The organism is Streptomyces sp. 130 (assembly GCF_007096885.1).
In the GTDB taxonomy this organism is placed as follows: Bacteria; Actinomycetota; Actinomycetes; order Streptomycetales; family Streptomycetaceae; genus Streptomyces.
Genome location: NZ_VJNO01000036.1, coordinates 53218 through 73805 on the forward strand (window position 1 = coordinate 53218; position 20588 = coordinate 73805).

20 protein-coding genes and 2 tRNA genes are annotated in these 20588 nt (G+C 73.0%); 4 read left to right on the top strand and 18 right to left on the bottom strand.

From position 1 onward, the window contains the following. Window positions 1–24: 24 nt before the first annotated feature. The 11 genes from yajC to pgsA form a co-directional block, all read right to left on the bottom strand. The gene (yajC, locus tag FKN01_RS25510) at window positions 25–480 is read right to left on the bottom strand and encodes a preprotein translocase subunit YajC (protein ID WP_143624528.1); all 456 of its coding nucleotides are present in this window, start codon (window positions 478–480) and stop codon (window positions 25–27) included. Window positions 481–645: 165 nt separating this feature from the next. After that, window positions 646–1719 carry a Holliday junction branch migration DNA helicase RuvB gene (ruvB, locus tag FKN01_RS25515; RefSeq protein ID WP_143624530.1) on the bottom strand — a complete coding sequence of 358 codons (1074 nt, stop codon included), beginning with the start codon at window positions 1717–1719 and terminating at the stop codon, window positions 646–648. Window positions 1720–1827: 108 nt separating this feature from the next. Continuing rightward, window positions 1828–2454 (bottom strand): Holliday junction branch migration protein RuvA, encoded by a 627-nt coding sequence (gene ruvA / locus FKN01_RS25520; protein WP_143624532.1) that lies wholly within the window; start codon window positions 2452–2454, stop codon window positions 1828–1830. Next, window positions 2451–3020, bottom strand: a complete 570-nt coding sequence (gene ruvC, locus FKN01_RS25525; RefSeq protein WP_143624569.1) for a crossover junction endodeoxyribonuclease RuvC — start codon at window positions 3018–3020, stop codon at window positions 2451–2453. The genes ruvA and ruvC overlap by 4 nt, the downstream gene beginning before the upstream one ends. A gap of 131 nt (window positions 3021–3151) precedes the next feature. Then, complete coding sequence (locus tag FKN01_RS25530; RefSeq protein WP_143624535.1) at window positions 3152–3904, bottom strand: YebC/PmpR family DNA-binding transcriptional regulator; 753 nt, start codon at window positions 3902–3904, stop codon at window positions 3152–3154. A 61-nt stretch (window positions 3905–3965) separates the two neighbouring features. Then, window positions 3966–4559, bottom strand: a complete 594-nt coding sequence (pdxT, locus tag FKN01_RS25535; RefSeq protein ID WP_143624537.1) for a pyridoxal 5'-phosphate synthase glutaminase subunit PdxT — start codon at window positions 4557–4559, stop codon at window positions 3966–3968. Between the two features lie 6 nt (window positions 4560–4565). After that, window positions 4566–5486: a pyridoxal 5'-phosphate synthase lyase subunit PdxS gene (pdxS, locus tag FKN01_RS25540; RefSeq protein WP_143624539.1), complete on the bottom strand. Its 921-nt coding sequence runs from the start codon at window positions 5484–5486 to the stop codon at window positions 4566–4568. A gap of 128 nt (window positions 5487–5614) precedes the next feature. After that, on the bottom strand, window positions 5615–6157 hold the full coding sequence (locus tag FKN01_RS25545) for a LemA family protein (protein ID WP_143624540.1): 543 nt from the start codon (window positions 6155–6157) through the stop codon (window positions 5615–5617). Between the two features lie 36 nt (window positions 6158–6193). Further along, the gene (locus FKN01_RS25550; RefSeq protein ID WP_143624542.1) at window positions 6194–7354 is read right to left on the bottom strand and encodes a glycosyltransferase family 4 protein; all 1161 of its coding nucleotides are present in this window, start codon (window positions 7352–7354) and stop codon (window positions 6194–6196) included. Further along, window positions 7351–8292: a phosphatidylinositol mannoside acyltransferase gene (locus FKN01_RS25555; RefSeq protein WP_143624544.1), complete on the bottom strand. Its 942-nt coding sequence runs from the start codon at window positions 8290–8292 to the stop codon at window positions 7351–7353. Before FKN01_RS25555 ends, FKN01_RS25550 begins: the two co-directional genes overlap by 4 nt. Continuing rightward, window positions 8289–8939 carry a phosphatidylinositol phosphate synthase gene (gene pgsA, locus FKN01_RS25560; RefSeq protein ID WP_143624546.1) on the bottom strand — a complete coding sequence of 217 codons (651 nt, stop codon included), beginning with the start codon at window positions 8937–8939 and terminating at the stop codon, window positions 8289–8291. The genes FKN01_RS25555 and pgsA overlap by 4 nt, the downstream gene beginning before the upstream one ends. A gap of 490 nt (window positions 8940–9429) precedes the next feature. Between pgsA and FKN01_RS25565 the strand changes: the two genes are divergently transcribed. Continuing rightward, window positions 9430–11100: a hypothetical protein gene (locus FKN01_RS25565; RefSeq protein WP_143624548.1), complete on the top strand. Its 1671-nt coding sequence runs from the start codon at window positions 9430–9432 to the stop codon at window positions 11098–11100. A 70-nt stretch (window positions 11101–11170) separates the two neighbouring features. On the opposite strand, the gene FKN01_RS25570 is transcribed toward FKN01_RS25565, so the two are convergent. After that, window positions 11171–11731 (bottom strand): HIT domain-containing protein, encoded by a 561-nt coding sequence (locus FKN01_RS25570; protein WP_143624550.1) that lies wholly within the window; start codon window positions 11729–11731, stop codon window positions 11171–11173. Between the two features lie 66 nt (window positions 11732–11797). Between FKN01_RS25570 and FKN01_RS25575 the strand changes: the two genes are divergently transcribed. Continuing rightward, window positions 11798–12475, top strand: a complete 678-nt coding sequence (locus tag FKN01_RS25575; RefSeq protein WP_143624552.1) for a potassium channel family protein — start codon at window positions 11798–11800, stop codon at window positions 12473–12475. Window positions 12476–12505: 30 nt separating this feature from the next. Here FKN01_RS25575 and thrS read toward each other — a convergent pair whose 3' ends face one another. The 3 genes from thrS to FKN01_RS25590 all read right to left on the bottom strand — a co-directional run bounded on the left by thrS (window position 12506) and on the right by FKN01_RS25590 (window position 16328). Continuing rightward, window positions 12506–14482 (bottom strand): threonine--tRNA ligase, encoded by a 1977-nt coding sequence (gene thrS, locus FKN01_RS25580; protein WP_143624553.1) that lies wholly within the window; start codon window positions 14480–14482, stop codon window positions 12506–12508. Window positions 14483–14574: 92 nt separating this feature from the next. Continuing rightward, window positions 14575–15762: a hypothetical protein gene (locus tag FKN01_RS25585; RefSeq protein ID WP_143624554.1), complete on the bottom strand. Its 1188-nt coding sequence runs from the start codon at window positions 15760–15762 to the stop codon at window positions 14575–14577. Continuing rightward, complete coding sequence (locus tag FKN01_RS25590) at window positions 15762–16328, bottom strand: DUF4365 domain-containing protein (RefSeq protein ID WP_143624555.1); 567 nt, start codon at window positions 16326–16328, stop codon at window positions 15762–15764. Before FKN01_RS25590 ends, FKN01_RS25585 begins: the two co-directional genes overlap by 1 nt. A 200-nt stretch (window positions 16329–16528) precedes the next feature. Here FKN01_RS25590 and FKN01_RS25595 point away from each other — a divergent pair, with 200 nt between their 5' ends. Beyond that, the gene (locus FKN01_RS25595) at window positions 16529–17254 is read left to right on the top strand and encodes a 3'-5' exonuclease (protein WP_143624556.1); all 726 of its coding nucleotides are present in this window, start codon (window positions 16529–16531) and stop codon (window positions 17252–17254) included. A gap of 67 nt (window positions 17255–17321) precedes the next feature. On the opposite strand, the gene FKN01_RS25600 is transcribed toward FKN01_RS25595, so the two are convergent. Next, window positions 17322–17393, bottom strand: a tRNA-Val gene (locus FKN01_RS25600). Window positions 17394–17432: 39 nt separating this feature from the next. Continuing rightward, complete coding sequence (locus FKN01_RS25605) at window positions 17433–17879, bottom strand: SRPBCC family protein (protein WP_143624558.1); 447 nt, start codon at window positions 17877–17879, stop codon at window positions 17433–17435. A 95-nt stretch (window positions 17880–17974) separates the two neighbouring features. On the opposite strand from FKN01_RS25605, the gene FKN01_RS25610 reads away from it, so the two are divergent. Continuing rightward, window positions 17975–20455 (top strand): SCO7613 C-terminal domain-containing membrane protein, encoded by a 2481-nt coding sequence (locus FKN01_RS25610; RefSeq protein WP_260697012.1) that lies wholly within the window; start codon window positions 17975–17977, stop codon window positions 20453–20455. Window positions 20456–20513: 58 nt separating this feature from the next. On the opposite strand, the gene FKN01_RS25615 is transcribed toward FKN01_RS25610, so the two are convergent. Further along, window positions 20514–20585, bottom strand: a tRNA-Val gene (locus tag FKN01_RS25615). Window positions 20586–20588: the final 3 nt, after the last annotated feature.

Below are 20588 nucleotides of genomic sequence, written 5' to 3' on the forward strand. Positions count from 1 at the left end.
CGGCATCCCCGGGTCGTGGATGTGCTACTTCGCGTCGGCCTCACCGTCGGCCTTGCCGCCGGACTTCTTGTCGTCCGCGGCCTCGGCCTCGTCGTCCGAGTCGGTCTTCTTGACCAGGTCGGTCTTGGCATCGTCGGCCTCGGTCAGCGAGGAGGCGTCGTCGGGCACGACCGCGCCGTCGACGTCGAGCTCCGGGTCGTCGCCGTGGACGATGCGGTTGTACTCCGCGTCGTCCAGGACGGCACCGATCGCGTTCTTCGCGTACACGGCGTGGACGCCGGGGGCGACCTCGAGGAGGACCGTGTCGTCGTGAAGCTCCTTGACGGTGGCGTACATGCCCCCGATCGTGCGGACGCCGGTGCCGGGCTGCATCTCGTTGCGCATGGCCACAGCCGCCGCCTGCTTCTTCTTGGCGGACCGCGTCATCAGGAACATGGCCCCGATGAGCACGATGAAGGGGAGGAGAGTCACGGGATTCACGGGACGAATTTCCTTCGCACGACCGCACTGGAGAACGGCCTGGTCTACGGGGGTGGGTACACCGACCCGTTACGGGCGGCATCGGCGGAGTCTAAGCGAGTCCGCATCGATGGAACAACGCCCAGCATGGCACCGTGGTTCCGCTTCCGGTCAACCTGTGACGCATCACGCCCCGAACAGGCCCTGTTGTCCCGTTACGCCGTGCTGCGGAGGAACCAGCCCCAGGTGGGCCCAGGCGGCCGGGGTGGCGACCCGTCCGCGCGGCGTCCTGGCCAGCAGCCCTTCCCGTACGAGGAAGGGCTCGGCGACCTCCTCGACGGTCTCGCGCTCCTCCCCCACGGCGACCGCGAGCGTGGACAGGCCCACCGGGCCGCCCCCGAAGAGCTTGAGCAGCGCCCCGAGCACCGCCCGGTCCAGCCGGTCCAGGCCCCGGGCGTCGACCTCGTACACCCCGAGGGCCGCCGAGGCGATCTCGCGGTCGATCCGGCCGTCGGCCTTGACCTGGGCGTAGTCCCGCACGCGGCGCAGCAGCCGGTTGGCGATGCGGGGCGTCCCCCGGGAGCGTCCGGCGATCTCGGCGGCGCCCTCGGCGTCCAGCTCGACGTCGAGCAGGCGGGCGGAGCGGTGGATCACCCGTTCCAGCTCGGCGGGGGCGTAGAACTCCATGTGCCCGGTGAAGCCGAAGCGGTCGCGCAGCGGGGGCGGCAGCAGCCCGGCCCGGGTGGTGGCGCCGACCAGCGTGAAGGGGGGCAGCTCCAGCGGGATCGCGGTGGCGCCGGGACCCTTGCCGACGATGACGTCGACGCGGAAGTCCTCCATGGCCATGTACAGCATCTCCTCGGCGGGCCGGGACATGCGGTGGATCTCGTCCAGGAACAGCACCTCGCCCTCCTGGAGCGAGGAGAGGATCGCCGCGAGGTCGCCGGCGTGCTGGATGGCGGGGCCGGAGGTGATCCGGATCGGGGCGTTCATCTCGGCCGCGATGATCATGGAGAGGGTGGTCTTGCCGAGGCCGGGCGCGCCGGAGAGCAGGACGTGGTCGGCGGTGGCGCCGCGGGCGCGGGCGGCCTTGAGGACCAGGTCGAGCTGTTCGCGGACCTTCTCCTGGCCGACGAACTCGTCCAGGTCCTTGGGGCGCAGCGCGGCCTCGACCGCGGTGTCGTCGCCGTCCGCGCCGGCGTCGACCAGCCGCTCGTCGAGCCGGCCGTCCATGCCGGCCTCGGTGTCGTCCCAGTTCATCTCGTCCTGTCCCGCCTCGGATGTCTCGGTGCCCCGCCGCAGCTGCCCGGCCGGGGGGTGAAGGGTGGCCCGCGCCGCTCAGCGCGCCCCGTTGGTGGCCCGCGCCGCTCAGCGCGCCCGGTTGAGGGTCTGCAGGGCGGCGCGCAGCAGCTGCGGCACGGGCGCCCGGCCCCCGGCGGCGAGGGCTTCCTCGGCCTGGGGCGCGACGGCGGCGACCGCCTCGTCGGCCTCGCGGGCGGCGTAGCCGAGGCCGATCAGGGCGGCCTGGAGCTGGTCGCGCCAGGAGGCGGGGACGGCGGGGCCGGTGCCCTGGCCGGGGGCGCGGGCGCCGACCGGTTCGCCGAGCCGGTCCTTCAGTTCCAGCAGGAGCTTCTGGGCGCCCTTCTTGCCGATGCCGGAGACCGCGGTGAGCGCCTTCTCGTCACCGGTGGCCACGGCGAGCCGCAGGGCGTCCGGGGTGTGCGTGGCCAGCATGGCCTGGGCGAGCCGGGGGCCGACGCCGCTGGCGGTCTGGAGCAGTTCGAACACCTGCCGCTCGTCGTCGTCGGCGAAGCCGTACAGGGTGAGCGAGTCCTCGCGGACGACGAGCGAGGTGGCGAGCCTGGCCTCCTGGCCGACGCGCAGGGCGGCCAGCGTGCCCGGCGCGCACTGGACGGCCATGCCGATGCCACCGACCTCGATGACGGCCGTGGTCGGGGCGAGCGCGGCGACGGGGCCGGAGACGAAGGCGATCATCGGGGGACCTTCCGGACGGATACGGCTGCGGTGCGCGGGACGCGCGGGGTGCGGGCGACGGCCGCCGCCTGCGCCTGCTGGAGGCGGTTGAGGGCGGGGGCGCGCCAGATGTGGCAGATGGCGAGCGCCAGGGCGTCTGCGGCGTCGGCCGGCCGGGGCGGGGCGTCCAGCCGCAGGAGCCGGGTCACCATGGCTCCCACCTGTGCCTTGTCGGCGCGTCCGCTGCCGGAGATGGCGGCCTTGACCTCGCTGGGTGTGTGCAGGGCGACGGGGAGGCCGCGCCGGGCGGCGCAGAGCATGGCGACCGCGCTGGCCTGGGCGGTGCCCATCACCGTACGCACGTTGTGCTGGGCGAAGACCCGCTCCACGGCGACGCAGTCGGGGCGGTGCTCGTCCAGCCATTGCTCGATGCCGCGCTCGACGGCCACCAGGCGGTGGCCGAGCTCCGCGTCGGCCGGGGTGCGCACGACGCCCACGCCGAGCATGGTGAGCGGACGGCCCGCCACGCCCTCGACCACGCCGACCCCGCACCGGGTCAGTCCCGGGTCCACGCCGAGCACGCGCACGGTCGCCCCTCCCTGCCGATCGGTCAACTGTTCCAGTGTTTCAGCAGGCTATAGGTCGGCACCGACAATGCGGCGGGCCGCCGGGGTGTGTCCCCCGCCGGCCCGTCCGCCACGGCTGTGTCACAGGCGACTCAGGCGTCTACCTTCGCCATGACCTCGTCGCTGACGTCGAAGTTGGCGAAGACGTTCTGCACGTCGTCGCTGTCCTCCAGCGCGTCGATCAGCTTGAAGATCTTGCGGGCGCCCTCCTCGTCCAGGTCGACCTGCATGGTGGGCAGGAAGTCGGCCTCGGCCGAGTCGTAGTCGATGCCCGCCTCCTGGAGCGCGGTGCGGACCGCGACCATGTCGGTGGCCTCGCTGACGACCTGGAAGCTGTCGCCGAGGTCGTTGACCTCCTCGGCGCCCGCTTCGAGGACGGCACCGAGCACGTCGTCCTCGGTCAGCTCGCCCTTGGGGACGATGACGACGCCCTTGCGGTTGAAGAGGTACGAGACGGAACCCGGGTCGGCCATCGAGCCGCCGTTGCGGGTCATGGCGACCCGGACGTCGGACGCGGCACGGTTGCGGTTGTCGGTGAGGCACTCGATGAGCACCGCGACACCGTTGGGGCCGTAGCCCTCGTACATGATCGTCTGGTAGTCGACGCCGCCCGCTTCGAGACCGCCGCCGCGCTTGACCGCGGAGTCGATGTTCTTGTTCGGGACCGAGCTCTTCTTCGCCTTCTGGATCGCGTCCACGAGGGTCGGGTTGCCCTCGGGGTCCACACCGCCGGTGCGGGCCGCGACCTCGATGTTCTTGATCAGCTTCGCGAAGAGCTTGCCGCGCTTGGCGTCAATCACGGCCTTCTTGTGCTTCGTCGTAGCCCATTTAGAGTGGCCGGACATCTGCCTTCTCCTTCGCGTCACCAAATTCCGTACGAACCCGAGAGATCCTACCGGGATCGAGTCACCCGGCCGCGCGCACCATCTCGGTGAAGTACGCGTGGAGCCGGTGGTCCCCGGTCAGTTCCGGGTGGAACGACGTGGCGAGGGCGTTCTCCTGCCGTACGGCCACGATGTGACCGCCGTGCTCCGCGATCACCTTCGCCCCGGCGCCCACCGACTCCACCCAGGGGGCCCGGATGAAGACGCCCTCGACCGGCCCGCCCTCGATCCCGGCGACCTCGACGGCCGCCTCGAAGGACTCGTTCTGCCGCCCGAAAGCGTTACGGCGCACGATCATGTCGATGCCGCCCAGCGTCTCCTGGCCGGACCGGGGGTCGAGGATCTTCTCGGCGAGCAGGATCATCCCGGCGCAGGTGCCGTAGACCGGCATCCCGGCCGCGATCCGCTCGCGCAGGGGCTCCAGCATGCCGAAGAGGGCGGCCAGCTTGGACATGGTGGTGGACTCGCCGCCGGGCAGGACCAGCCCGTCGACCTCGGCCAGTTCCTCGGGCCGCCGGACCGGCCTGGCCAGGGCGTCCGCCGAGGCCAGGGCGATCAGGTGTTCCCGTACGTCGCCCTGGAGGGCCAGGACTCCGATCACAGGGGTGTCGTTCATGGGTGACTACCAGCCGCGGTTGGCGTAGCGCTCGGCCTCGGGCAGCGTGTCGCAGTCGATGCCGACCATGGCCTCGCCCAGATTGCGGGAGGCGTCCGCGATGATCTTCGGGTCGTCGTAGAAGGTGGTGGCCTTCACGATGGCGGCGGCGCGCTTGGCCGGGTCGCCGGACTTGAAGATCCCGGAGCCGACGAAGACGCCCTCGGCACCGAGCTGGCGCATCAGGGCCGCGTCGGCCGGGGTGGCGACCCCGCCCGCGGAGAACAGCACGACGGGCAGCTTGCCCAGCTCCGCGACCTCCTTGACCAGCTCGTAGGGGGCGCGCAGCTCCTTGGCGGCGGCGTACAGCTCGTTGTTGTCGTAGCCGCGCAGCCGGGCGATCTCGTTCTTGATCTGGCGCAGGTGGCGGACGGCCTCGACGACGTTGCCCGTGCCCGCCTCGCCCTTGGAGCGGATCATGGCCGCGCCCTCGGCGATACGGCGCAGCGCCTCGCCCAGATCGGTGGCGCCGCAGACGAACGGGGTGGTGAAGGCGAACTTGTCGCTGTGGTTGACCTCGTCGGCCGGGGTCAGGACCTCGGACTCGTCGATGTAGTCCACGCCGAGGGACTGCAGGACCTGCGCCTCCACGAAGTGACCGATGCGGGACTTGGCCATCACCGGGATGGACACCGACTCGATGATCTCCTCGATCATGTTCGGGTCGGACATCCGGGCCACGCCGCCGTCCTTGCGGATGTCGGCCGGCACCCGCTCCAGGGCCATGACGGCCACGGCGCCCGCGTCCTCGGCGATCTTCGCCTGCTCGGCGTTGACGACGTCCATGATCACGCCGCCCTTGAGCTGCTCGGCCATGCCGCGCTTGACGCGGGCGGTGCCGGTGGCCGGGGCGTCGGCGGACTGCGGGGTGCTGGGAAGCGTGGACACGGATGACCTCACTGGGTGAGCGGATGCGGAGGCGCCGAATGACGCGGTCCCGAGCAAACGCCCGCGCACCGGTCCACAGCAAGGGCCAATAGGAGGCCGGTGGATCGTTTTCGCCCAGCGCCTCGTGGTCAGGGCCGGTCAGCCAGGGCCACCGGCGGCTCGTCGTCCATCTCGAACGCCAGCGGGAACGGCGCGTGCCCCGCCAGCCGGAACCACCGCACCGTGCGGTGCCGGCGCAGCGCCCGGGCCGCCCGGACCGCGTCGTTGTGGAAGCGGCGCGCCATCGGCACCCGGCGCACCGCCGCCGCCAGCTCGGACGCCGCCTCCTGGCCCCCGGGGATCTCCCGGACCGCCTCCACCTGGGCGCTCTCGCCGAACACCGCGCGCAGGGCGGTGCTCAGCTCGCTCTCGGCGACCTCGCGGTGGTCCTCCGGCGACTGCCGCGCGGCGTGCGCGGCCTCGTACAGCACGATGGACGCGGCCGGGTCGAGCACGCCGGAGGTGGCGAGCTCCTGGGTGACCGAGGCCCGGCGCAGGAGTTGCGCGTCGAGGGCGGCCCGGGCCGCGTCGATGCGGGCGTGCAGCCGGTCGAGGCGGCCGGCGGTCCAGCTGAGGTACAGGCCGATCGCGACGAGCACCACGACGGCCCAGATGATGAGGGTTACGGTCACGGGCGGCAAGGCTACCGGGGCGCGGGCCCCGGCCGGTCACTCCCGAGCCAGTCCGAACCGGGCCCGCAGCCCGGTGCGTTCGTCGGCCGCGACCGAGGCGGCGCCGTCCGTCACCGTCTCGTACACCGCGAGGATGTCCGCCCCGACCGTCGACCAGTCGAAGCGCCGGACGTGGGCGCTGCCCCGCTCGCGCAGCCCGGCCCGCCGCTCCGGGTCGCCGAGCAGCCGGACCGCCGCCTCGGCCAGCGCGTCCGCGTTCTCGTTGGCGAACAGCTCGCCCGCCGCGCCCTGGTCCAGGACCTGCGCGAAGGCGTCCAGGTCGCTGGCGAGGACCGGCGCGCCCGCCGACATGGCCTCGACCAGGATGATCCCGAAGCTCTCGCCCCCGGTGTTGGGCGCCACGTACAGATCGACGCTGCGCAGCAGCCGCGCCTTGTCCTCGTCGCTCACCATGCCCAGGAACTCCACGCGCGAGCGCATCTCCTGCGGCAGCGGGGCGACGGCCTCCTCCTCGTCGCCCCGGCCGGCCACCAGCAGCCGGGTCTCCGGGCGGGCGGCCAGGATCGCGGGCAGCGCGCGCATCAGCACGGGCAGGCCCTTGCGGGGTTCGTCGATGCGGCCGATGAAGCCGATCGTGCCGCCCTGCCACTCGGGCCGGGGCTCGGCCCGGGCGAAGAAGTCGACGTCCACCCCGTTCGGGATGACCACCGCGTCGCCGCCCAGGTGCTCGACCAGGGTCCGGCGGGCGTACTCGCTGACCGCGATCCGCGCGCTGATCTTCTCCAGCGCCGCCTGCAGGATCGCGTACGCGGCGATCATCGCCCGCGAGCGCGGGTTCGACGTGTGGAACGTGGCGACGATCGGCCCCTGCGCCGCCCAGCAGGTCAGCAGCCCCAGCGACGGCGAGGTCGGCTCGTGGATGTGGATGACGTCGAACGTGCCCTCGTGCAGCCAGCGCCGCACCCGCGCCGCCGACAGGAAGCCGAAGTTCAGCCGGGCCACCGAGCCGTTGTACGGGACCGGAACGGCCCGGCCCGCGGAGACGACGTACGGCGGCAGCGGCGTCTCGTCGTCGGCCGGGGCCAGCACGGACACCTCGTGGCCGAGCCGGATCAGATGCTCGGCCAGGTCACGGATGTGGAACTGCACACCGCCCGGAACGTCCCAGGAGTACGGGCAGACGATGCCGATCTTCACGTCGGGTCTCCGCTCCGGTCCGCGCGCGGTCCGAGGTCGGCGAGCCAGAGCCGTTGCAGCATGTGCCAGTCCTCCGGGTGCTCGGCGATGCCCACGGCGAACGCGTCGGCCAGGGCCTGTGTCATCACGGACGTCTTCCCGGCCCGGTCACCTGACTCCGGCACCTCGACCGGCGGATGGACGCGCGCCTTCATCACCGGCGTCTCGTCGTAACCGAGGGTCACCGGGAGCAGCAGCGCACCGGTCTGCTGGGCCAGCAGCGCGGGCCCGGCCGGCATCCGGGCCGTATCGCCGAAGAACGACACCTCGATGCCCGACGAGGACAGATCGCGGTCGGCGACCAGGCAGACCAGACCGCCCGAGCGCAGCCGCCGGGCCAGCGTCCCGAACGCGGCACCGCCGGTGTGCGGCAGCACCTCCATGCCCAGGCCCTCGCGGTAGGCGACGAACCGGTCGTACAGCGATTCGGGCTTCAGCCGCTCGGCGACGGTGGTGAACGGCACCTTCAGGTCCGTGGTGACCCACGCCCCGGCCAGGTCCCAGTTCCCCAGGTGCGGCAGGGCCAGGATCACCCCGCGCCCCGAGTCCAGCCCGTCCGTCAGCCGGTGCGCGTCCGTGACGTCGATCGACGCCTTGATCCGCTCCGGGCTCCAGGTGGGCAGCCGGAACGACTCCATCCAGTAGCGCATGTACGAACGCATGCCGGCCCGCGACAAAGCGGCCAGCCGGGCCGGATCGGCGTCCGGCACGACCCGCTTGAGGTTGGCCTCGAGGCGCAGCACGCTCGTGCCGCGCCGCTTCCACACCTGGTCGGCGAGGGTGCGGAAGAGGGCCCGGGCGGCCGGTTCGGGCAGCGTCTTGACCGCCGCCCAGCCCAGCCCGTACAGCGCGTCGCTCAGCCGCTCCTTCGCGCCGGGCCGCGCGCCGGCGCCGCTCACTGCCCGCCCGAGTCCGCCGCGTCCGCCTCCGCCGCCTCACGGCGCACGGTGACGACCCGCTGGACCAGCGTGACGAGGCTGCCCACGGCGACGATCCACAGGGCGATCGGCAGCAGCACCTGGATGCCCGGCACCCCGAACTTGTGCAGTCCCGCGAATCCGGCCGCGACCAGCGAGATCACCAGGCGCTCGGCGCGCTCCACGAGCCCGTTGACCGCCACCGGCAGCCCGATCGCCTCTCCGCGCGCCTTGGTGTACGAGACCACCTGACCGCTCGCCAGGCAGAAGATCGCGACCGCGCACAGGACGTTGTCGTCGCCGCTGCCCGCGTACCAGAGGGCGAAGCCGCCGAAGATCGCACCGTCGGCGACCCGGTCGAGCGTGGAGTCCAGGAACGCGCCCCACCGGCTGGAGATGCCCGCCTGGCGCGCCATGTTCCCGTCGACGAGGTCGGAGAACACGAAGATCGTGATGACGATCGTGCCCCAGAAGAACTCCCCCATCGGGAAGAAGACCAGCGCACCGGCCATCACCCCGGCCGTACCGATCAGGGTGACCGCGTCCGGGCTCACGCCGAGACGGAGGAGCAGTGCGGCGAACGGCGTGAGGACACGCGTGAAAAAGGCACGCGCGTACTTGTTCAGCATGGCCTTCCCGAGGGGTAGCTGGGCCGCGTGACCCCGTCGGTCACCGGCTGGAGGGTGCTGAAGGCCCAGGCCGGATCAGGGAGCGGCGCCTCGCAGCCACACGCACCGGGCGCCGCGAGCCCGGCCAGGGCCTTCAGCACCCTCCGGGCCCATGTTAGTCACGCCCCGCAGCGGTCACCGTCCGGGCACCCCGGACGCCCCGGCGGAGGCGATTGCGAGGCAGTGCCGAGCGCGGAACACCGGCGGCCTCCCGGGGCGCCCGGGCCGGGACACCGGCACCGGGCAGACCGGCTCCCGACGCGCCCCCGGCCGTGCGTACCCCCGCCGGGGGGGTGACGAGAAAGCGCCCGCTCCCCGGAACGTTGTCCACAGGGCCGGACGGCGGACGTATCCGGACGATACGCTGAGACCCCAGCTCAGAAAGTGTGCCGGGCACGGCAGTTGGGAAACAGCCGCAGGAGCGGTTCCTCGGTGGCGAGTGGGGGCGACAGTGGCCAGCAACGGATTCGATTTCTCTCCCGGAGCGCAGATTCCGCTCCAGGGATCGGGAGGCGCGGCGGTGGCGACGAACGCCCTCGCCTCCGCCGCGTACCGTGACAGCCCGGTGGAGGACATCCTCAAAGCCAACAGCGAGTGGCACAAGTCCGAGGTGAAGGCGGGCCGTTCCGCGCTCCTCAAGTCCGACTACTTCAAGCCCAATCTCGGCGAGGCGTTCGCCCGCGCCGTACAGGAGCGCATGCTCGGCGGCGCCCGCAAGGACCTCATCCAGTCCTTCGGCACCGACCCGCAGACCGTGGTCGAGCACTGCCTCTCCGCGAGCAGCCTCCGCAAGGCGCGCGACACCCGGCTCACCGCCGTGACCGTGCTGTTCGGCTTCCTCTTCCTGCCGGGCATGCTGCTGTGGGTCATCGTCTTCCGGCTGCGCGACGGCTTCGCCAAGACCAAGGACAGGCTCCTCACCACCCTCGGCAACAGCCTGCTGCCCCTCGTCGGCATCGGCATCGTCTTCCTGATGATCCGGCTCCCCCTCACGGGACTCCTCGGCCTCTATCTGCGCGCGATGCTCGTCGCCCCCGTGATCGGCTGGTACATCGCCAAACGGATCGCCGAGAAGTCCGCCCAGGACCTGCGCGCCCGCTGGGAGGGCCTGCTCTCCGGCGGCGGCGTCACCGCCAAGATCCCCGAGACGGTCCCGAAGAACCCGAGCGAGACCGCCCGCGAGGCACTGCGCCAGGGCCTGGAGAAGCTCTCCGCCGAACAGCAGTCCAACTCCGTCTTCTACGCGGGCCCCAAAGGCATCCTGGGCATGGGCACCCGCTGGGGCAGCTGGCAGCTCGCCGAGGACCTCGTCCCCAAGGAGCCCGGCAAGGAGATCCACCAGTTCCGCAGCTGGGACGTCATCCGTGTCATCCACGACCAGCTCAAGCTGCTGGAACGCGGCCCGCTGAACACCGGCGGATTCCCCACCCCCTCCGTCAACCACTGGATCGTCACCCCCATCGGGGAGAACGCGGACAGCGTCACCCGCCCCCAGGGCGAGGACGTCGCCACCTACCAGATCAAGCCCCACGAGATACAGCGGATCTGCAACCACCAGCAGTTCGGCGGCGGCAACCGCCACTACCTCGGCGTGCAGTTCACCCTCTGGGACGGCCAGCTCGTCATCACCATGATGATCACCGTCACCGTCCTGTACGAGACCCTGCGCATCGAGGTCACCGGGCACGCTCTCGGCCCCGTCCACTCCCTCTTCACCACCAAGCCCGCCGCGAAGACCCGGACCGTCAACAAGACCGTCCGGTTCTGGGAGACCCGCGACATCACCCTCGCCCTGGTCGACGCCCATGAGGTCACCCGTCTCGCCCTGCGCGCCCCCTTCACCTGGTATCCGCCGCTCCTGGACTACCTCGGCGGCAAGATCGCCCTGCCCGAGCCGTTCGGCCTCCGCCACGCCTGGGCCGAGAAGCCCTGGCGCCACCGCTTCATGGCCGACGACGCCATGCGCGCCGCCACCCCCGTCCTGCGCGTCGTGCACCAAGCCGCGATCAAGGTCCTGGAGGAGCACGGCGTGGACACCGAGCGCTTCGACTCGCGCTCGTCGGTCCTCAGCGGCCTCGTCCAGGCCCCGACGCCCGGCAAGGCCGACCTCTACGACGCGTGACCACGCCCGCCTACGCGAAAGGGGCGCCCCGGAAGCGATCCGGAGCGCCCCGCACCCGCGAGCGCCGGGCTCAGGCGGCCGGCCAGGCGTCCGCCAGCATCTTCCGCGTGTCCGCCAGCAGCTGCGGCAGCACCCGGGTGTGCCCCACCACCGGCATGAAGTTGGCGTCGCCGCCCCAGCGGGGCACCAGGTGCTGGTGCAGATGCGCGGCGATGCCCGCCCCCGCGACCGCCCCCTGGTTCATCCCGATGTTGAAACCGTGCGCACCCGAGGCCGCCCGCAGCGTGGTCATCGCCCGCTTGGTGAAATCGGCCAGCTCCGCCGTCTCCGGTCCGTCCAGCTCCGTGTAGTCCGCGACATGCCGGTACGGCACCACCATGAGGTGCCCCCCGTTGTACGGGTAGAGATTCAGCACGGCGTACACCTTCGCACCGCGCGCGACGACGAGCCCGTCCTCGTCCGACTTCTCCGGAATCCCGCAGAACGGACAGCCGTCCCCCGCCTCCGGGCCGGTCGGCTTGTTCTCGCCCTGGATGTACGCCATCCGGTGGGGCGTCCACAGGCGCTGGAACGCGTCGGGCGTCCCCACTCCGATCTGCTGCTCCGGCTCACTCGTCATGCCGGCCAGCATATTGCGTCACCTGTGCGGAACGTGTCGCCGGGGCCGATCCCGTACAGGCACCGCGATGCTGGACCGATGAGCGCGCGCACCCCGGCCCCGCCCCCTCCGGCCCTCACCCGCTGGGAGCGGCGCACGGAGGTCCCGCTCCTCGCCGCCTCCCTGGTCTTCCTCGCCGGCTACGCGTTCCGCGTCCTCGCCCCGTACGACGCCGGGGCCTGGCACGACCTCTCCCTGGCCCTCGTCGGCGCGACCTGGCTGCTCTTCGTCCTCGACTACGCGGTACGCCTGCGGCTCAGCGGCCTCGGCCTCCGCTTCTTCCGCGTCCGCTGGCTGGACACCCTCGTCCTGGTGCTGCCGCTGCTGCGCCCGCTGCGGATGGTGCAGGTCTACACGGCGGTCCAGGAGAAGCGCGACCGCCCGCGCCTCGGCCTGTACGCGCGGGTGATCGCGTACGCCGGAATGACCGCCGTGCTCCTGGGCTTCTCGGCGGCGCTCAGTGTGTACCACTGGGAGCACGGCGCCCCGGGCGCCTCGATCCGCACGTTCGGGGACGCGGTCTGGTGGGCGTGCGCGACGCTGACGACGGTGGGGTACGGGGATGCCGTGCCGGTCACGGCGGGGGGCCGGGTCATCGCGGCGGGCCTGATGGCCTGCGGCCTGGCGCTGCTGGGGGCGGTGACGGGCGCGTTCTCGTCGTGGCTGATCCAGGTGTTCCGGCGGGAGGACGAGAAGGGGCCCCCGGCGAGCGGGTAGCTCGGCCGGGGGCCCCGGGAAGGGCTCGGGTCAGACCTGGACGCGGTCCTCGACGGCCTTGGCGATCTTGGCGATGGCCTCGTCGACCGGGATGCCGTTCTCCTGCGAACCGTCGCGGTAACGGAAGGAGACGGCACCGTTGGCCATGTCCTCATCACCCGCGATGATCATGAACGGGACCTTGTTCCGCTGCTGGTTGCGGATCTTCTTCTGCATGCGGTCCGAGGAGGCGTCCACGTCCACCCGCAGCCCCTGCTTGCGGGCCTTGGCCGCGAACTCCTGGAGGTACGGGATGTGGGTGTCGCCGATCGGGATGCCGACCGCCTGGACCGGGGCCAGCCACACCGGGAACGCACCCGCGTAGTGCTCGAGCAGCACCGCGAAGAAGCGCTCGATGGAGCCGAACAGCGCGCGGTGGATCATGACCGGGCGCTGCTTGGAGCCGTCCGGACCGGTGTACTCCAGGTCGAACCGCTCCGGCAGGTTGAAGTCGAGCTGGATGGTCGACATCTGCCAGGTCCGGCCGATGGCGTCCCGCGCCTGCACCGAGATCTTCGGGCCGTAGAACGCGGCGCCGCCCGGGTCCGGGACCAGGGGCAGGCCCTGCTTCTCGGCGACCTGGCGCAGCGTCTCGGTCGCCTCTTCCCAGGTCTCGTCGGAGCCGACGAACTTCTCCGGGTCCTTGGTGGAGAGCTCCAGGTAGAAGTCGGTGAGCCCGTAGTCCCGGAGCAGGTTGAGGACGAAGGTGAGCGTCCGGTCCAGCTCCTCCGCCATCTGCTCACGGGTGCAGTAGATGTGCGCGTCGTCCTGCGTGAAGCCGCGCGAGCGGGTCAGGCCGTGCACGACGCCCGACTTCTCGTAGCGGTACACCGTGCCGAACTCGAAGAGCCGCAGGGGCAGTTCACGGTACGAACGGCCGCGTGCGTCGAAGATCAGGTTGTGCATCGGGCAGTTCATCGGCTTGAGGTAGTAGTCCACCCCGTCGTCGAGCTGCATGGGCGGGTACATGCCGTCGGCGTACCAGTCCAGGTGGCCGGACTTCTCGAAGAGCTTGCCCTTGGTCGCGTGCGGCGAGTAGACGAACTCGTAGCCCTCCTCCTCGTGCCGGCGGCGCGAGTAGTCCTCCATGGCCCGGCGGATGACGCCGCCCTTGGGGTGGAAGACGGCGAGACCGGGGCCGATCTCGTCCGGGAAGGAGAAGAGGTCCAGCTCGTTGCCGAGCTTGCGGTGGTCGCGCTTGGCGGCCTCCTCCAGGAACTCCAGGTGGGCCTTCAGCTCGTCCTTGGTGGGCCAGGCGGTGCCGTAGATGCGCTGGAGCATCGGGTTCTTCTCGCTGCCCCGCCAGTACGCGGCGGCGTTCCGCATCAGCTTGAAGGCCGGGATGAACCGGGTGGTCGGCAGGTGCGGGCCCCGGCAGAGGTCGCGCCAGCACAGCTCGCCGGTCTTCGGGTCGAGGTTGTCGTAGATGGTCAGCTCGCCGCCGCCCACCTCGACGTCCGCGCCGTCGTCAGAGGAGGCGGAGCCCTTGATGCCGATGAGCTCCAGCTTGTACGGCTCGTCGGCCAGCTCCTCGCGGGCGGCCTCGTCCGTCACGACCCGGCGGGAGAACTTCTGGCCCCGCTTCTGGATCTCCTGCATCTTCTTCTCGATGGCCTTGAGGTCCTCGGGCGTGAACGGCTTCTCGACGTCGAAGTCGTAGTAGAAACCGTCCTTGACCGGCGGGCCGATGCCGAGCTTGGCCTCCGGGTGCAGCTCCTGCACGGCCTGGGCCATGACGTGCGCGGTGGAGTGGCGCAGGATGTTGAGGCCGTCCTCGGAGGAGATTTCGACGGGCTCGACGGTCTCGCCGTCCTCGAGCTCGTACGCGAGGTCCTTCAGCTCGCCGCCGACGCGGGCGGCGACGACGGTGCGCTCGCCGGGGAAGAGTTCGGCTGCCGTAGTGCCCGTCGTCACCACGCGCTCTTCCCGCTCGGAATCGCGTTGGATGGTCACACGGACGTCTGACACCGGTCTCTCCTGACTCAGGGGGATGCGCCCGCCTTCCTGTCGCGCGCGCAACAGGAATCGTACCGAGCCGAGGGGCCCCATGGCGAAAGGCCCTACTCCCCCGCGCACGCCTCCTCGAAGAAGTCCACGTTCTCCTGGAGCGACTTCATGAGCCGGTCCCGTTCCTCGTCGTCCACCTGTACGGGGACGACCTGCGAGGCCCCCGTCAGCCGCCGGAAGCCGCCCCGGCTCTCCAGCCGCCCCTCCACCCGGACCGGCAGCCCGACCAGATGGGCCTGGCCCGCGATCCGGTACGCCTCCTCGTCCAGCTCGATCCGGACGTGCGGCACCTCGGCCCCGGCCAGCACCCGCAGCCGCACGATCCCCGCCCCGCGCGGCCCGGACCGCCGCAGCCGGACCACGGCGCCGGTGATCCGTACGGCGACGGCGGGCTCGTCGCGGAGGTAGCGGGCCCCGGCCCGGCGCAGCGCGGGCAGGTCGCCCGGGGAGAACTCGACGGGTTCGGGGCGTGCGGGGCAGCCGGCGGGCGTTCCGGCGGCCGGCGCCCAGTCCAGCGCGATCGCGGCGCCCTCCGAGCCCCGGACCAGGGCGACGAGGGCCTCGGTGAGCTCCCGGCTGACGCCCGCCGCGACGGCGTTGTCGAAGGCTTCCATGCCGCCGGTGGCCCGTTGGTAGTCCACCGCCTCGCGGGTGGCGTGCAGGGCGTGGTGGAGGCGGACGGCGACGGGGCGGCCCGGGTCGACGGGGACGAAGGCGGTGAGCGACCGGCCGCCGGGCCCGGGGCCGGTCAGTACGGGGCCGAGGGCGGCCAGGGCGCGGCCGCGGCGGCGGGCGCCGTGGTAGCCGGCCGGGCCCCCGGCGGCGAGCGCGCCGGCCAGCAGGATCTGGCGGGCGGCGCCGTGGAGCTGTTCCGCGCCGAGCCAGTCGGCGGCTCCGGGGGCGGGTTCGGGGACGTCGCGGTGCCAGCGGACCTCGTCGCTGGGGACGGTCAGGGCGGCCAGGATCTCGGGGGCGGAGGGTGCGGCGCTGCGGGCGAGCGCGGTCAGGGCCTCACCGAGCAGGTCCTCGCTGTCGGGGAAGGCCGTGGTGCGGGGCACGAGGAGGCTGGTGGTGCCGCCGGGCGGGGTCCAGCGGCTGTAGGGGCTCCCCTCTCCCCCGCGCCGCCGCCAGCCGTGCCGGGCGAGCAGGGCGCCGAGGACGCCGGGGTCGACGCGGGCGGGGTCGGGCAGGCCCCAGGCGGACGGGGCGGCCTCGCCGTGGAGGCGTACGGGTTCGTGCATCAGGGTCTCCCTCCCGCCCCGACGCGGGTCATGATCTCGCAGAGCGCCCGGTCGTCGAAGACGCGCGAGGTCAGGAGCCGCACGGTGGTCCGGTGGCGGCCGGTCACGGGATGGCCGGCCAGATTGGTCCAGTAGCAGCAGTGCCGCAGGTCGAGGCTGTCGGGGCTCGCCCGCAGCCAGTCGTCCTGGCTGCGCGGCACGAGCATCACGACCAGGATCTTGTGCACCGAGACGGGTGTCCGGGCGAGCTTCACCAGGTGGGCGTTGTCCAGGGTGAAGGCGAAGGACCGGCCGGGCGGCCGGGGCGGTATCTGGTAGGTGCATTTCAGCTGGACCTTTATCGTCACCTCGTCGTCCACGAGGTGGCCGGGGGAACCGTGGCTGACGTGCCAGTCGATGCCGTTGTCGGGGAAGGGCTGCGACAGCGAGCAGCCCGCCGCCGCGGCGACGGCGTGGAGGTAGCCCACCTGGAGGGTCTCCATGCAGGCGGTGGTGGCGAGTCCGCCGCGCAGCGGTGCGGTCCGCTGGGGCAGCAGCCCGCTCGGTTCGGGCTGCGCGAGCGCCATGGCTCCGTAAGCCTTCCGGGCCGTACCGATGGGGATGAGCTGGGGACGAGAGGTGCCGGGCGGTCAACTTCCGCTGCCGGTAATTGTGTTGTCACCGCCCCCGACCGCGCGCAAACGGCGTATCAGGCAAAGGGCGCGGGTATCACCGGACCGGGCGGTGGAGTCCCGCCATCTGCCGTGCGTGGGCGAGGAGTTCGGGGATGACTCATTGGTACGAAGGGCCGCTGGCCGCTTTCGACACGGAGACGACGGGTGTGGACGTCGAGGAGGACCGGATCGTCTCGGCCGCCCTGGTGGTCCAGGACCGGGCGGACGGGCCGGTGCGCGTCACCCGCTGGCTGGTGAATCCGGGGGTGCCGGTGCCCCCGGGCGCGACGGAGGTCCACGGGCTGACCGACGACCACCTCCAGCGCAACGGCCGCTGGCCGGCGCCGGCGGTGGAGGAGATGGCGCGGGCGCTGGCCGAGCAGTGCGCGGCGGGACGGCCGCTCGTCGTGATGAACGCGCCGTTCGATCTGACGCTGCTGGACCGGGAGTTGAGGCGGCACCGCGCGTCGTCGCTGGGGGCGTATCTGGAGCGGTCGCCGCTGTGCGTGCTCGACCCCCGGGTGCTGGACAAGCACCTGGACCGCTACCGCAAGGGCCGTCGCACGCTCACGGACCTGTGCGAGCTGTACGGGGTGCTGCTGGACGGGGCGCACGACGCGGCGGCGGACGCGGCGGCCTCGCTGGAGCTGGTCCGCGCGGTGGGGCGCCGCTTCTCGGCGCGGCTCGAACGGCTCACCCCGGCGGAGCTGCACACGCTCCAGGCGGTGTGGCACGCCGCTCAGGCGCGCGGGCTCCAGGCGTGGTTCGCGCGGAGCGGGACGCCGGAGACGGTGGACCCGGCCTGGCCGCTGCGCCCGGAGCTGGGTACGGCGGCGTGAGCGGGCGGGCTTCCGGACAAACGGAAGCCGGTCCGTCGGTGGTGCTGACGGACCGGCTTCTTTGGGGTGGGCGATACTGGGTTCGAACCAGTGACCTCTTCGGTGTGAACGAAGCGCTCTCCCACTGAGCTAATCGCCCGGGAACGGGTTGAACCATACAGGGCCGGACGGCCGTGGTTCAAACCGCTTCCAGCCGGGCCGCCAGCCCGCGCCGCCCGGCCCGCATCATCAGGGCGTGGTTGGCGCGGAACACCGGCCGGCACGGCAGCGCGAGAACCCGCAGCAGCGTCCGGCGCACCTCGACCTCCTGCTCGTAGACGACCCGGGTGCCAAAGCCGTGCGGGGCGACCGTCCAGCGGACCCAGCCGTCGAGGTCGCCGCCGAGCACGGCTTCGAGGACGCCGTGCTCCGGTTCGTGGCGCCGCTCGCGCACGGTCGTGACGAGGTCGTACGGGAGGAGGGAGCGGATGCGGGTGGTGCCGGAGCCGCTGCCGGTCCGGGTGGCCTCGCGGACCTGCGGCCACCACCTCGGGTAGTCCTCGACGTGTTCGAGTTCGGCGTACACGGCGTCGGGCGGCGCCCGGAGCTCCCATACGCTGACGAATCGGTAGTGGTTCCAGTTCACTTTCCCATGATGCGCGCCGGGGCTCGCGTACTCAGGCGGCCATCTGAGTATTCGGACGCATGTCCGCCCGCGTGGCGCGCAGCACACTCGCGTCCATGGAACACGTGCCGCCGCCCGCCGAGGAATTGGCGCTCCTCGATCGTGAACTCGCCCGGCTGGACGCCCGCCGGGCCCAGCTGCTGACCCGCCGCGCCTGGCTGCTGCGGGCGCTGGAAGCCCCCGGCCCCGCCGCTCCCTGGGGTCCGCCCCGGGGCCCGGTCGCTCCCTGGGGTCCTGGGCCCGGAGGGTTCGGCCCGGCGCGTCCGGCTCCCGAGCGCAGCGTGCAGAACGTGCTGCTGGTCCTCGGCGGACTGCTGCTGGCGGTCGCCGCGCTCGCGTTCACCCTGGTCAGCTGGGGCGACCTGGGCATCGGCGGGCGCAGTGCGGTGCTGACCGCCGTGACGGCCGGGGCGCTGGCCGGGCCGGCGGTGCTGCTGCGCCGGGGCCTGGCCGCGACGGCGGAGGCGCTGGCGGCGGTGGCGGCGGTGCTGATGGTGCTCGACGCGTACGCGGTGTACGCGGTGGCGGTGCCGGACGCGGACGGTGCCGCTTACTCGGGGACGGCGGCGGCGGTGCTCGCGCTGCTGTGGGCGGCCTACGGGCTGCTCCTGGGCGGCTTACGACTGCCGCTGCCGCTGGCGGTCGTCCTGGCGCAGCTGCCGCTGGTGCTGTGGGTGTGGGCGGCGGACGGCGGGCCGCTGTGGTTCTCCGGGGCGCTGCTGGTGACGGCCGCGCTGGACGGCGCGGTGGCGCTGACGGCCGCACGGGCTTCGGTGCGGGTCGTGGCGTGCGTCGCTCTGTGCGCGACGGGCGGGGCCGGGCTGCTGGTGGCGCTGGTGGAGTCGCTGACGGCCGCCGGGCCCGCCGGTGCGGTGGCGCCGGGTGCGCTGCTGCTGGCCGGTGCGGCGGCGGCCCTGGCGGGGGCGCGCCGGGCTCCGGCGCCGTTCGCGACGGCGGGCGGCGCGGTGGCCGGTCTCGCGGCGGTGGCGGCGGTGGGCGGGGTGCCGGCGGCCGGGGTCCCGGACGGGTGGCGGGTGCTGGTGTACCTGCTGTGCTCGGGGGCGTCGGTGTTCGCCGTACGGGCTCCGCTGGGCGTCGCGGCGGCCCGGGGGGTCGCGTGGGCGTCGGCGGTCGTGGCGGCGGGCGCGGCGCTGGTGTCGCTGGCTCCGGTGACGGTGGTGGCGGCGGGCCCGGTGACGCGGCTGGGCGCGGTGTGGTCCGGTGCTCCACGGGGCGGTGCGCGCGGCGCGGTGGGCGCGACGGACCTGCCGTGGGACGGGATGGCGGCGGCCCCGGTGGTGCTGCTGCTGGTGGCGGTGGCGCTCGGTGCCGCGTACCGCTGGTGGGACGGTCTGCTCCGGTGGGCGGGGCCGGTGCCGGCGCCCGGGCCCGCGTGGCGGGGTGCGGCGGGGTCGGCCGGGGTGGCGCTGGGCTGGGCGGGGCTGCTGGTGCTGCCGGCCGCGCTGGACCTGCCCTTCGCGGCGGCCCAGGCCTGGCAGCTGGTCCTGACCGTGGCGGCGTTCGGGCTGGCGGTGGCCGGGCTGCGGGCCGGGGCGCGGGGCGTGGCGGTGACGGCCGGTGCGGCCGGGGTGGCCGGTGCGGTGGGCGCGGGGCTGCTGTCGCTGGCGACGGAGGCGGCCACGTACACGGCGTTCGGTCTGCTGGTGGTCGTCCTGGTGGCGCTCGCGGTGGCCCTGGACCGGCAGGAGGGGGCCTCGCCGGCGGTGGTGTCGGCGGCGGCCTGTGCGGCCGTGGGGTGCGCGGTGGTGCCGTTGGCGGCGCTGGGGGCCTCGCTGGGGTTCGCGGTGTACGAGGCGGCTGTGCCGGTGCTCGCGGTGCCGGCGGTGACGGCGCTGCTGGGGGCCCGGCTGAAGGGGCATCCGGTGGCGGTGCCGGTCGAGGCGGCCGGGGCGGCGGCGGGTGCGGTGGCGGTCGCGATCGCGGCGGCGGACGCGCGGTTCCTGGCGCTGGTCCTCGCGCTGTGCGGGGTGCTCGCGGCGGCCACGGCCCTGCGCGCGGAGCGGCGTCCGTTCGCGGGGTACGCGGCGACGGTGCTGTTCGTGCTGGCGGCGTGGGTGCGGCTCGCGGTGTCGGGGGTGTCGGCCCCGGAGGCGTACACCCTGCCGGTGACCGTGCCGGCGGTGGTGGTCGGGGTGCTGCGGCGGCGCCGCGATCCGGCGGCCTCGTCGTGGGCGGCGTACGGGGCGGGGCTCGCGGTGACGCTGGTGCCGTCGCTGGGCGCGGCCTGGACGGACCTCGGCTGGACGCGTCCGCTGCTGCTGGGGGTGGCGGCCCGGGGGGGCCCGCGGGCGGGGGCGCGGCTGCGGCTCCAGGCGCTGCTGGTGCTGGGCGGCGCGGTGCTGGCGCTGGACGCGCTGCACGAGCTGGCGCCGTACGTGGTGCAGGTGGCGGGTGCGCTGCCGCGGTGGGTGGCGCCGGCGCGGGCCGGGGCTCTGCTGCTGGCGGTGGGGGCGACGTACGAGAAGCGGCTGCGGGACGCCCGGCGGCTGAGGGAGGCGCTGGGGCGGATGCGGTGAGGGGGCGGGAACGCCGACGGCCCGGAAGCTCTTGGAGCTTCCGGGCCGTCGGTCCGGGTGGGCGATACTGGGTTCGAACCAGTGACCTCTTCGGTGTGAACGAAGCGCTCTCCCACTGAGCTAATCGCCCGGG

What these genes read in the sequence shown, in the direction of transcription:
- ruvB (WP_143624530.1), bottom strand. Translation starts at nt 1,719, where the DNA reads ATGAACTGGGACGACACCGAGGCCGGCATGGACGGCCGGCTCGACGAG.
- ruvA (WP_143624532.1), bottom strand. Translation starts at nt 2,454, where the DNA reads ATGATCGCCTTCGTCTCCGGCCCCGTCGCCGCGCTCGCCCCGACCACG.
- FKN01_RS25530 (WP_143624535.1), bottom strand. Translation starts at nt 3,904, where the DNA reads ATGTCCGGCCACTCTAAATGGGCTACGACGAAGCACAAGAAGGCCGTG.
- pdxT (WP_143624537.1), bottom strand. Translation starts at nt 4,559, where the DNA reads ATGAACGACACCCCTGTGATCGGAGTCCTGGCCCTCCAGGGCGACGTA.
- pgsA (WP_143624546.1), bottom strand. Translation starts at nt 8,939, where the DNA reads ATGCTGAACAAGTACGCGCGTGCCTTTTTCACGCGTGTCCTCACGCCG.
- FKN01_RS25570 (WP_143624550.1), bottom strand. Translation starts at nt 11,731, where the DNA reads ATGCTGGCCGGCATGACGAGTGAGCCGGAGCAGCAGATCGGAGTGGGG.
- FKN01_RS25575 (WP_143624552.1), top strand. Translation starts at nt 11,798, where the DNA reads ATGAGCGCGCGCACCCCGGCCCCGCCCCCTCCGGCCCTCACCCGCTGG.
- FKN01_RS25585 (WP_143624554.1), bottom strand. Translation starts at nt 15,762, where the DNA reads ATGCACGAACCCGTACGCCTCCACGGCGAGGCCGCCCCGTCCGCCTGG.
- FKN01_RS25590 (WP_143624555.1), bottom strand. Translation starts at nt 16,328, where the DNA reads ATGGCGCTCGCGCAGCCCGAACCGAGCGGGCTGCTGCCCCAGCGGACC.
- FKN01_RS25595 (WP_143624556.1), top strand. Translation starts at nt 16,529, where the DNA reads ATGACTCATTGGTACGAAGGGCCGCTGGCCGCTTTCGACACGGAGACG.
- FKN01_RS25610 (WP_260697012.1), top strand. Translation starts at nt 17,975, where the DNA reads ATGGAACACGTGCCGCCGCCCGCCGAGGAATTGGCGCTCCTCGATCGT.